At 68.2% G+C, this 11996-nt stretch carries 7 protein-coding genes; 4 read left to right on the forward strand and 3 right to left on the reverse strand.

The features are described 5' to 3' along the window. Window positions 1-121: 121 nt before the first annotated feature. Window positions 122-1135, reverse strand: a complete 1014-nt coding sequence (locus tag HR086_RS14750) for a LysR family transcriptional regulator (protein ID WP_174465942.1) — start codon at window positions 1133-1135, stop codon at window positions 122-124. Window positions 1136-1215: 80 nt separating this feature from the next. Here HR086_RS14750 and HR086_RS14755 point away from each other — a divergent pair, with 80 nt between their 5' ends. The 3 genes from HR086_RS14755 to HR086_RS14765 all read left to right on the forward strand — a co-directional run bounded on the left by HR086_RS14755 (window position 1216) and on the right by HR086_RS14765 (window position 5808). After that, on the forward strand, window positions 1216-2115 hold the full coding sequence (locus HR086_RS14755) for an NmrA family NAD(P)-binding protein (protein WP_174465943.1): 900 nt from the start codon (window positions 1216-1218) through the stop codon (window positions 2113-2115). A 141-nt stretch (window positions 2116-2256) separates the two neighbouring features. Next, window positions 2257-2979 carry a siderophore-interacting protein gene (locus tag HR086_RS14760; protein ID WP_174455720.1) on the forward strand — a complete coding sequence of 241 codons (723 nt, stop codon included), beginning with the start codon at window positions 2257-2259 and terminating at the stop codon, window positions 2977-2979. A gap of 90 nt (window positions 2980-3069) precedes the next feature. Further along, window positions 3070-5808, forward strand: a complete 2739-nt coding sequence (locus tag HR086_RS14765) for a bifunctional acetate--CoA ligase family protein/GNAT family N-acetyltransferase (protein ID WP_174465944.1) — start codon at window positions 3070-3072, stop codon at window positions 5806-5808. 24 nt (window positions 5809-5832) lie between these two features. On the opposite strand, the gene HR086_RS14770 is transcribed toward HR086_RS14765, so the two are convergent. Beyond that, a complete protein-coding gene (locus HR086_RS14770; protein WP_371817267.1) occupies window positions 5833-8460 on the reverse strand; it encodes a galactose oxidase-like domain-containing protein in 2628 nt (875 codons plus the stop codon). Window positions 8461-8736: 276 nt separating this feature from the next. Here HR086_RS14770 and HR086_RS14775 point away from each other — a divergent pair, with 276 nt between their 5' ends. Next, the gene (locus HR086_RS14775) at window positions 8737-11283 is read left to right on the forward strand and encodes an RNA helicase (protein ID WP_174465945.1); all 2547 of its coding nucleotides are present in this window, start codon (window positions 8737-8739) and stop codon (window positions 11281-11283) included. A 3-nt stretch (window positions 11284-11286) separates the two neighbouring features. Here HR086_RS14775 and HR086_RS14780 read toward each other — a convergent pair whose 3' ends face one another. Beyond that, window positions 11287-11781, reverse strand: coding sequence for a hypothetical protein (locus tag HR086_RS14780; protein WP_174455717.1), 495 nt, complete (start codon window positions 11779-11781; stop codon window positions 11287-11289). Window positions 11782-11996: the final 215 nt, after the last annotated feature.

The raw sequence follows: 11996 nt of genomic DNA on the forward strand, positions 1-11996 counted from the left end.
TCGCACCCTACACCGGTCGGCCCGTCGGATGCTCGCCCACAGGTGAATTGACGTTCAGTGTCCCTGTCGGCGAGCGACAGCCGGCCTGCTCCGTCATGAAAAGCGCTGGATTCCCATGGGGTTAGCGCTCATCACGCGGTGCGGCGGCGGCGCGGGAGACCATGCCGCGCAGCCACCGGTGGGCGGGGTCGTCGTCGAAACGCTCGTGCCAGACCTGGAGGACGTCGAACGGTCTCAGGGAGACGGGCGGAGGAAGGATGCGCAGGGGGCAGAGGTCGAGGAAGAGCTCGGCCAGTCGGCGGGGGGCGGTGAGGACGTGGTTGGAGCGGACCATGGAGATGGCGGCGGTGAGGAAGTAGGGAATCCGCAGGCCGATGCGTCGACTGCGGCCCAGGCGCTCCAGCGCGACGTCCACGGCGCCCGCCCCCTCGCCCCGGGGGCTGACGAGGACATGGGGCAGGCGCAGGTACGTCTCCAGGTCCAGCTCCTCCTTCACCAGGGAGTTGTCGCGACGGACGACGCACACGAAGTCCTCCGTGAAGAGCTTCTGCTGGCGCAGCGCGGGGGCGGGGTCCGGGTAGGCGCCGATGACCAGGTCCACCTCGCCGCTCTCCAACTGGGCCTCCACCTGGGAGACGACGAGGGGGCGGATGGTGAGGTCCACGCGGGGGGCCTCGTCGTCGAACATCTCCAGCAGCGGGGGCAGCAGGGCGGCGGCGAAGTAGTCACCCGAGGCGATGGTGAAGCGCCGCGCCGAGGTGCGGGCCTCGAAGACGGACTCGTTGCGCAGCGCTCGTTGGACCTCCAGCAGTCCCCGGTGGAGTGGGGCGGCGAGCTGTTCGGCGCGCGGGGTCCGAATCATCCCTCCCCGGCCCCGGATGAGGAGGGCGTCTCCGAACTGCTCCCGGAGCTGCCGCAGGGCGTGGCTCATGGCGGACTGGGTGATGCCCACGCGCGCGGCTGCCCGGGTGACGTTGCCTTCCGTGAGCAGCGCATCCAGCGCCACGACGAGGTTGAGGTTGACGCCGGACAGGTCCAGTCCCGTGTTCGACGGCTGGCTCGGCGCAGGGGAGACGCGAGGTTTGCGTCGGGTGGGGACGCGGCTCTTTCCCCGGGCAACATGCGACTTGCTCATGTGCCAATGAATAACATGCGATAGCCTCATGATGGGGGGAGGAACACTCTGGAGCCATCTCGAAGTCACCGGAGGCGTCCATGAGCATCGTCATCAACACCCCGAATGGAAACATTGGCCGGAACCTCGCCCTGCGGCTGCTGGAGGCGGGGCAGTCCCTCACCCTCATCAGCCGGAGCGCGGAGAAGGTGGCGGACCTGGTGAAGCGTGGCGCGAAGGTGGTGGAGGGGTCCTCGGACGACGCGGCCGTGTTGGACAAGGCCTTCGCCGGAGCCTCGGCGGTCTTCTGGCTGACGCCGCCCGCCATGCGCCCGGACTTCGTCGAATGGACCCAGGCCATGGGGCGACTGGCGGCGCAGAAGGCGAAGCAGCATGGCGTGAAGCGCGTGGTGGTGCTGTCCAGCGTCGGCGCGCAGTCGGGTCCAGGGACGGGGCCGGTGGGCGTGCTCCTCGCGGTGGAGGAGGCCTTCAAGGCCGCCGTCGCCGACGTCACCATCCTCCGTCCGGGCTACTTCATGGAGAACCTGCTGCGCGACCTGCCGTCGCTCGTGAACGCGAGCACGCTCTTCCTGACGACCTCTCCCGAGCGCCGCGCCCCCTTCGTCGCGACGGTGGACATCGCGCACAAGGCGGCGGACGTGCTGCTCGACGCGGGCTGGAAGGGGCACCGGTACATCGGCGTTCACGGGCCCCAGGACCTCACGTACACGGAGGTGGTGGGCATCCTCTCGCGAGAGCTCGGTCAGCCCGTGCGCTACGTGCAGGTCTCCTTCGACGACGCTCGCAAGGCGATGCTGGGCATGGGCCTGCCCGCGTTCATGGTCGACCTCTTCGTGCAGATGTACGAGGCCATCCCCGAAGGACGGATGGACGCGGCCGAGCCCCGGTCCGCGGAGACCACCACGTCCACGACGCTGGCTCAGTGGGCACGAGAGGTCCTCAAGCCCGCGGTGGCGCAGGCTCGCGCGTCCGCGGCGTAGCGCGCGGTGGGCCTGTCCCTGTGTGGCTTCACACTTCTTCATGAGCGCGTCATCTCTGTTCATCCCGGTGGGCTGGGATGGCGCGAGAATGGCGCCCGTCAATCAAGCGTGACGGGTGTCACCGAACGTGGAGCGAGAAGCATGGCGTCGGGGCAGGCAATCATCGGCGGGCTGCTGGGGCGGTTCCTGTTCAAGGAAGCGCGAGTGGGACAGGTGCGGGACGTGTCGCCGCACTTCCGCTGGATGGAGTGGGTGGGCGAGGGGCTGCGTGACGTCGAATGGAGCCCGGGGGACAAGGTGCAGGTCTTCCTTCCCGACGTGGGCATGCGGACGTACACGCCGCTGGGCTGGGACTCGACGCTGGGGTCCACGCGCTTCCTCGTCTACATGCACGGCGACAGCCCCGGCGCGCGATGGGGCCGCGACCTCAAGGTGGGAGACCGCTGCCAGTTCTTCGGGCCGAGAGGCTCCCTCGCGCTCAAGTCGCTCCCCGGGCCCGTGGTCCTCTTCGGGGACGAGACGTCGTTCGCCGTCGCGCACACGCTGAAGTACCTGAAGGCGGGCTCGGCGGACGTCGAGCACGTGTTCGAGGTCTCCTCGCGAGGAGAGTCGGAGGGGGTGCTGGGGGAGCTGGGCCTCGCGGGCGCCTCGGTGGTGGAGAAGCGGTCGGACGAAGCGCATCTCGCGGACGTGGAAGCCCGGCTGCGGGCGGCGCTGGAGCGACGGCGTGGCGCGCACCTGGTCCTGACGGGGCGGGCGCACGCCATCCAGGCCGTGAGGGCCCGGCTCCGTTCGAGCGGTGTCGCGCACGCGGGGCAGAAGGTGAAGGCGTACTGGGCCGAGGGGAAGAGCGGTCTCGACTGAGCGATAGAGCCGGGCGGATGACGGCTGCCGCACGGTTGACGAGTGAAGCGCTTGCGTGCGCGCCCGCACCGCTTCAAACACGATGCCCTCATGGACGAGCGCGCGACTGGCCCCCGGAAGTCGGACCCTTCCTACAACGTGCTGCACCAGCAGGGCACGCGGCAGCCGTTGGATGTCATCTTCAAGCCGCGCAGCGTGGCGGTGGTGGGTGCCAGTGAGCGTCCGGGCAGCGTGGGGCGCACCGTCCTCTGGAATCTCATCAGCAATCCCTTCGGCGGCACCGTCTATCCCATCAATCCGAAGCGCCCCAACGTGCTGGGCATTCGCGCGTGGCCGTCGCTGCGCGCGTTGCCGGAGCCGGTGGACCTGGCCGTCGTCGTCACGCCCGCGCCCGCCGTGCCCGATGTCATCCGCGAGTGCGCGGAGCTGGGCGTCCAGGGCGCCATCATCATCTCCGCCGGCTTCAAGGAGACGGGCGAGGCGGGCGCGCGGCTGGAGCGGGAAATCCTCCAGATTGCCCAGGCGGCGCGGATGCGCATCATCGGCCCCAACTGTCTGGGCGTGATGCGTCCGCCCACGGGCTTCAACGCGACATTCGCCGGGTCGATGGCGCGCCCGGGCAACGTGGCCTTCATCAGCCAGAGTGGCGCGCTTCTCACCGCCATCCTCGACTGGAGCCTGCGCGAGTCGGTGGGTTTCAGCGCCTTCGTCTCCGTGGGATCCATGCTGGACGTCGGCTGGGGCGACCTCATCGACTACCTGGCCGATGACCCGATGACGCGCTCCATCCTCATCTACATGGAGTCCATCGGGGATGCGCGAGCCTTCCTCTCCGCCGCGCGCGAGGTGGCGCTCACCAAGCCCATCATCGTCATCAAGGCGGGGCGCACCGCGCAGGCCGCACAGGCCGCCGCGTCCCACACGGGGACTCTGACGGGCAGCGACGAGGTGCTCACCGCCGCGTTCCGTCGCACCGGTGTGCTGCGCGTGGAGTCCATCTCCGACCTCTTCTACATGGCGGAGACGCTGGCGAAGCAGCCGCGCCCGGCGGGTCGTCGCCTCACCGTCCTCACCAACGCGGGCGGGCCTGGCGTGCTCGCCACGGACGCGCTGGTGTCGGGGGGCGGCGAGCTGGCGGTGCTCGGCGACGAGACGCGGAAGGCGCTGGACGGCTTTCTGCCGCCCCAGTGGAGCCATGGCAATCCGGTGGACGTGCTCGGCGACGCGGACCCGGAGCGTTACGCGAAGGCCCTGGAGGTCGCGGGGAAGGACCCGAACAGTGACGGGCTGTTGGTCATCCTCACGCCGCAGGACATGACGGAGCCCACGCAGACGGCGGACCGGCTCAAGCCCTACGCGAAGCTCTCCGGCAAGCCGGTGCTGGCGAGCTGGATGGGCGGCTCGGAGGTCGTCGCGGGCGAACGCATCCTCAACGACGCGGGCATTCCGACCTTCGGCTATCCCGACACGGCCGCGCGCATCTTCAATTACATGTGGCGCTACTCGTACAACCTCGCGGGCCTGTACGAGACGCCGACGCTGGCCGAGGAGCCCACGGGCGGGAGGGACGCGGCGCGGCGACTGGTGGATGCCGCGCGAGCGCAAGGACGCACGCTCCTGACGGAGCACGAGTCCAAGCAGTTGTTGGCCGCCTATGGCATCCCCACCGTGGAGACGCGGCTCGCCACCACGGAGGAGGGCGCGGTGGCCCAGGCGCAGGCGCTCGGATATCCCGTGGTCCTCAAGCTCCACTCCTTCACGGTGACGCACAAGACGGACGTGGGCGGCGTGCGGCTCGACCTTCCGGACGCGGAGGCGGTGCGCGCCGCGTTCCGAGGCATCCGCGAGCGACTGGTGGAACTGGGGAAGGGGGAGGCCTTCGACGGCGTCACCGTCCAGCCCATGGTGAAGCTGGGTGGCTACGAGCTCATCGTGGGCAGCAGCCTGGACCCGCAGTTCGGTCCGGTGTTGCTCTTCGGCGCGGGCGGGACGCTGGTGGAGGTGTTCAAGGACCGGGCGCTGGGGCTGCCTCCGCTGAACACGACGCTCGCGCGGCGGATGATGGAGCAGACGCGCATCCTCCAGGCGCTGCGCGGGGTGCGCGGGGCGAAGCCGGTGGACCTGCCGGCGCTGGAGCGGCTGCTCGTGCGCTTCGGTCAGCTCGTCGTCGAGCAGCGCCTGGTGAAGGAGGTGGACATCAACCCCCTGCTGGCCTCACCGGAGCGACTGCTCGCGCTGGACGCGCGCGTGGTGCTGCACCCGCCCGACGTGACGGAGGCGGAGCTGCCCAGGCTCGCCATCGAGCCCTATCCGCAGCAGTACGTGTCTCCGTTCAAGATGAAGAGCGGCGAGGAGCTGCTGCTGCGGCCCATCCGTCCGGAGGACGAGCCGAAGATGGAGCGCTTCCACCGGACGCTCTCCGAGCAGACGGTGTTCCTGCGCTACGCGGGGCTGATGCAGTTGAGCACGCGCGTGGCGCACGAGCGGCTGGCGCGCATCTGCTTCAACGACTACGCGCGGGAGATGGCGCTGGTGGCCGAGCGGCGCAGCGGAGAGATTCTGGGGGTGGGGCGGCTGACGCGGCTGCGGGGGACTCGGGACGCGGAGTTCGCCATCCTCATCAGCGATGAGGTGCAGCACCAGGGCCTGGGCTCGGAGATGCTGCGGCGACTGGTGGAGGTGGGCCGCGCGTGGGGCATGCAGCGCATCGTCGCGGACATCCTCGCGGGCAACCGCGCCATGCAGAACGTCAGCAAGCGACTGGGGTTCTCCATCCTCCCCCACGAGGAGCTGGCCCCGGACATGGTCAAAGCGGTGAAGGTGCTCTGAGTCACATCCGGGGCCGCCAGGTGGCTACTTCGCTTCGAGGTTCAGCTCGAGGTCGAACGCCACGTCGCTCGACTCCGCGTTGGCCTGCTTCACCATCACCGCGATGATGTTCTCCCCCACGACGAAGGCCGAACCGTCGAAGCTGGCCGTGCTGATGACGGCGTCCTTCAACACGCCGCTGGCGAAGGTGCCATGGCCGAGGCCGTTGTCGGCGTACCGCGAGTAGACGAGCTTCCCGTTCACCCAGATGGCCACGCCGTCGTCATGCAGGACGCGGAGGTTGGCGGTGCGGATGGCCTCGCCGAGCGTGAGCTTCTTGCGGAAGTAGACGCTCGGTTGGAGGGGCGTCGTCTTGGTGATCACGGTGTGCTCGTCCCCGTCGCCGTAGCCGAGCTTCGCGGGGCCCGAGCGCCACGCGCCGTCGTCGAAGTTGAGCGACGTCCACTGCGTGCCCGGGTTCACGTTGCGGTCATCGAAATTCCAGTACTCGCCGAAGGCGATGGCCTGGAACTGGGGCGTCCGGGAGATGGTGAAGGGCAGGTCCGTGCGATCATCGATGTCCGGCCGCGAGGCGTCCGAGATTCGCAGCACGCCCTTGGCCGTCTCGGTGCCCGGCACCGCCCACTCATAGAAACCGATGTTCGGGATACCCTGGTCGACCGTGGTCCAGTTGGCCCCGTCGTCGGGCGAGAACTGCACCCTCACGTTGTCGACACCCGCGCCGTGGGTCATCCACTGGAGCATCTGGACGTTGCCCGGGCGCAGCGTCTCGCCGCCGTTGGGGCTCTCCATGATGAGGGCATCGTGCTGCATGCCGTCGGTGGCCACCTTCAGCTCCAGGTCGAAGGACAAATCACTGGAGGTGGCGTTCGCCTGCTTCACCATGACGGCCAGCGTGTTCTCTCCCATCAAGAAGCGAGAGCCGGGGATGGTTGTCTCGCTCAGGCTGTTGTCGGAGGCGGTGCCGGAGGCATAGGCCGAGTGCGCGGTGGAGCCGACGTACTTGGAGAACACCTGGGTGCCATTGAGGAACACCGCCACGCCGTCGTCGTGAATCACCTGGAGCGTGGCCTGCTCCACCATGCCGTGGACGGTGAACTTGCGGCGGAAGTAGACGGTGGGCTGCGCCGGCGTCGTCTTCGTCATCTTCGTCTCCTCGTCCGTCTCGCCATAGCCGAGCTGGGCCAGGCCCTTCTTCCAGGACGCGTCGCTGAAGCCAGGGGACGTCCAGGCGGAGCCCGGGTCGACGTTGCGGTCGTCGTACTTCCACTCGGAGCCGAAGGCCACCGCGGTGTAGCCGGTGTTGGGAGGAGGGTCGGTCGGGGGCGGCGTCGTGCCTCCTCCGCCAATGCGGATGATCTTCGCGACCGACGGCACCTTCTTCGAGTTGAGCAGGAACAGCATGTAGTGCCCGGGCGGCGCCACGTTCGGGTTGGGCGGCGCGACGACGTTGATCCCCCCTCCGCTGGCGGTGAAGCGCAGCTTCATGAAGCGCTGGTTCTCGTCGAAGGCGTGGGTGACGGAGCCCAGGCGAACCCACGACGCCATGGTGATGCTGGCCGCCTCGGGGGTGTTGACGCGGAAGGTCTCTCCGTAGGCGATGGACGCGGGCGCGGAGGCGATGGTGGGGCGCGGGCCATTGAAGAGGTACGGAGGGGAGAAGACCTGCATCGTCTTGACATTGCGGCTGCCCGCGGAGAGCACGCGCCCATCCGGCAACAGCAGGGTGGTGGAGTGGTAGCCGCGATAGGCCGACGCGGGCGCGAGCACCGACCACTGCTCGGTGACGGGGTTCCACAGCTCCGTCTCCAGGCGGGGGTACTTGGGGTTGTCGGTGCCGGGGCCGCTGTGGCCGCCGGTGATGAGCACCGTGCCGTCCGGGAGCACGGTGCTGTTGTGCTGGCGGCGCACGTAGCGCATGGGCGGCACCGTGCGCCAGGTGGGCTTCGTGGCGTTGAGTTCCAGAATCTCCACGTTGTTGGTGGGGGGATTGTCGCCACCGGTGACCAGCACCTTGCCGTCGTCATACATCACCGCGCTGCCCGCGTTGCGGCTGTGGGCGTAGCTGGTGCGAGGCCCGGAGGTCCAGGAGCCGGTGCCATCCGTGTCGAGGAAGCGCGCGGGCTTCCAGTACCCCGCCATGAGCGTCTTTCCCGTGTTCGTCACGAACATCCACGGGTAGTACATGAGGTCCAGGCTCGCGCCCGTCAGGTTGCGCCAGGAGTTCTTCGACGTCTGCCAGACTTGAGGAATCAGGTTCTTGGTCCTGTCCTCCTTCGCGCCGCCAATCACCAGCATGTCCCCGTTGGCGAGCGTGGTGACGGTGGGGTACCAGCGGCCGGCGTTCATGTTCGGCAGCCGCGTCCAGGTGAGCTTGAAGGGGTCGAAGGTGGCGGCGTAGGGCAGGCCGGAGTCATTGTCGATGTGGCCCCCCGCCACGAACAGCCGACCGTCCGGCATGAAGGCGTGGCCCGCGCAGAAGATGTTGAAGCCCGCCTTGGGCAGCGTGGTGAGGACGTTGGTCTGCGGGTCCCAGAGCGTGGGGGTGTCGCCGTCTCCAAATTCGGAGAAGAACATCACCTTGCCCGTGGGCAGCAGGTGGGTGTGGACCGCCGAGTACGGCCATTTCTGGACGGCGGTCCATTGTCCCACGGAGGCGGGTTGTGCCTGGGCGACCGATAACGAGGCCCAGGCAGCGAGAAAGGCAAGACGCCACGGATGGAACATCAGGCTGCCCCTTTGTTGGTCGAAAGGTCGCGCAACGGTAGGCACGGGCCCTGCGAGCCACATCGTTCCGGCGTGCGTGGACAATGACGCGGGGTGGACCGAATCCCGGCGCCCGCGTCCGGGTCAGGACCGTTCGTGGGACACGGGTGTCTGATTTACCAGCGGACTCGAAACGGTGGCTGCTCTAGAGTCCGCCGGGTGATGGACACCCCTGAGTCCCAAGCGCCGCTCGCCGCCCTGCTTCCCAAGAAGGGCGAGCCCCCGCTCGACGCTGACAGCATCCTGGACCGCTTCGTCGGCTACGTCTCCACGAACGGCCTCAGCCTCTACCCGGCCCAGGAGGAAGCCATCCTGGAGCTGCTGGCGGGCAAGCACCTGTTCCTCAAGACACCCACCGGCTCCGGCAAGTCCCTGGTGGCCACCGCCCTGCACTTCAAGGCCATGGCCGAGGGCAAGGTCTCCTTCTACACCTGCCCCATCAAGGCGCTGGTGAACGAGAAGTTCTTCGCGCTCTGTGATGCCTTCGGCGCGGAGAACGTGGGCATGCTCACCGGCGACGCGAGCATCAACCGCGACGCGCCCATCATCTGCTGCACCGCCGAAATCCTCTCCAACCTGGCGCTGCGCGACGCGGGCGCCCGGGTGGACTACGTGGTGATGGACGAGTTCCACTACTACTCGGACAGGGACCGTGGCGTGGCGTGGCAGATTCCGCTCATCGCGCTGCCCCAGGCGACGTTCCTCCTGATGTCGGCCACGCTGGGGCCCACGCACATCATCGAAGAGAGCCTCCAGAAGCTCACCGGCCGGGAGGTCGCCACCGTGCGCAGCACCCAGCGCCCGGTGCCGCTGGACTTCGACTACCGCGAGTCCGCGCTGCACGAGACGATTGAGGACCTCATCGCGCGCAAGAAATACCCCATCTACCTGGTGAACTTCACGCAGCGCGCCGCCGCCGAGCAGGCGCAGAACCTCATGAGCGTGGACTTCTCCACCAAGGAGGAGAAGGAGGCCATCCGCCTCGCGCTGATGGACGCGCCCTTCGACACGCCGTACGGCAAGGACTTCCAGCGCTATCTGCGCCACGGCATCGGCATGCACCACGCGGGCCTGTTGCCCAAGTATCGCCTGCTGGTGGAGAAGCTGGCCCAGGGCGGCCACCTCAAGGTCATCAGCGGCACGGACACCCTGGGCGTGGGCGTGAACATCCCCATCCGCACGGTGCTCTTCACGCAGCTCTTCAAGTTCAACGGCGAGAAGCTCACCACGCTGAGCGTGCGCGACTTCCTGCAGATTTCAGGTCGCGCGGGTCGCAAGGGGTTCGACAACGAGGGCAGCGTCGTCGCCCAGGCGCCCGAGTATGTCGTCGAGAACGTCAAGCAGGCCGCCAAGGAAGCCGCGGGCAAGAAGAAGACGCCCAAGGCGAAGCCGCCGCAGAAGAACTTCGTCCAGTACGACAAGAGCACCTTCGAGCGGCTCCAGACGGGCATGCCCGAGCCGCTGGAGTCCCGCTTCGCCGTGTCCCACGGCATGATTCTCAACCTGCTCCAGAGCGACCACATCCGGGGCACCGGGGGCTATCACCGGTTGGTGCAGCTCATCCAGCGCTGCCATGACTCGGACTTTCTGAAGCGGCGACACTTGAAGGAGGCGGCGCGGGACTTCCGCACGCTGCGCGGCGCGGGAATCGTGGAGGTGACGCGCGGCGAGGGCGGCTCGGGGGCCACGGTGAAGGTGGCGCAGGAGCTCCAGTACGACTTCAGTCTCAACCACACGCTGTCGCTGTACCTGCTGGAGACGCTGGAGCTGTTGGACCCCACCACGGAGACGTACGCGCTGGACGTGGTGACGCTGGTGGAGTCCATCCTGGAGAACCCGGAGGTGGTGCTCTACGCGCAGCTGCACCAGCTCAAGGGCGAGAAGATTCAAGAGATGAAGGCGCGCGGCGTCGAATACGACGACCGCATGGAGGAGCTGGAGAAGCTGGAGTGGCCGAAGCCGAACCGCGAGTTCATCTACGGCACCTTCAACGCCTTCGCGCGCAAGCATCCGTGGGTGGGCGAGGAGAACATCCGGCCCAAGGCCGTGGTGCGCGACATGTTCGAGCGCTTCATGTCCTTCCACGACTACGTGCGGGAGTACGGGCTGCAGCGCAGCGAAGGCGTGCTGCTGCGCTACGTCAGCGACGTGTACAAGACGCTGTCGCAGACGGTGCCGGAGCGCTTCCGCACGGAGGAGGTGGAGGACATCATCGACCACCTGCGGGCCACCATTCGTCAGGTGGACTCCAGCCTCGTGGACGAGTGGGAGCGGATGAAGAACCCGGGCGCCGTCGTCGAGGCGAAGCCGGCCGTGGAGCTCAAGCCGAAGGAGCTCACCGAGGACCCTCGCGCCTTCGCGGCCCGCGTGCGCGAGGAGCTGCACCGGCTGCTGCGCGCGCTGGGGCAGAAGCGCTACGCGGATGCGCTGTCGCTCCTGGACAACGCCCTGGGCGAGTGGACCGCGCCGAAGCTGGAGCAGGCCATGGTGCCGTACCACGAGGAGCACAAAATCGTGGTGCTCACGCCCCAGGCTCGCAAGCCGGCCAACACGTTCCTCAAGGAGTCGGGACAGCGGCTCTGGGAGGTCCAGCAGCGCATCATGGACCCCGAGGGCCATGGTGACTGGATGATCGACTGCGAGATTGACCTGCGGGACAGGCGGCTGGACGAAGGCCCCATCCTCATCCTGCGCCGCATCGGTCCGTGACGTTCAGCTCTCGGAGGCGGGCGTCGTCAGCTCGCCTCCGGCCAGCGGGGCTTCTTCTTCGCCCAGGGTGGACTCCTCGACGTCGAAGTCGCCCTTGCCGTCGGAGATGAGGACCATCCGCCAGTCGTGGGTGGAGAGGATGACGTGCTCGGCGTCGCACTGGACGTCGACCGCCACGTCCTCGACGGTCCACGAGCCGACCCACACCGTCATCTTGTCGATGCACTCGGTGTCGCCGCACTCCTCGGTGGAGGCGACCCACAGGCGGCCCTCCGGCGCGGCGATGCAGGACACGGGCTCCGCGTGGCGCAGGCGGGGCGGGGCCATCTCGTCCGGCGCGCCCTCGAAGAGGTCCTCGCGCTCCGGCATCCCCGCGTCGAAGAGGAGGGGAGTCGTGTCTGTCCGCTCGGGGGGCTGAGCGAGCGTCGTCGGCTTCGCCAGGGCCCCGGGCGCGGCCAGAAAGCCGCACATCGCCGCCACCTTCCAACACCGTGTCATCCACATGACCTTGTGCTCCTGAGCGGCGCTGTTGGCCGCGTCTCGTGCACAGGGGTTCTGCAAGGCGCGGACCGGGCCTGCGTGCGGGCGCGGAGACACAGCGGTGAGCCTGTGTCTGGGGGGCGTTCAGTCCGCTCCCGTGGTTCCGCGCGCGGTGACCTGCGGGCGCTTCGCTCTGATTCAAGGGGTCGTCGTGGAGCGGAGCTGCGGCGGGG

The organism is Myxococcus sp. CA039A (assembly GCF_013336645.1).
Classification (GTDB): Bacteria; Myxococcota; Myxococcia; order Myxococcales; family Myxococcaceae; genus Myxococcus; species Myxococcus llanfairpwllgwyngyllgogerychwyrndrobwllllantysiliogogogochensis.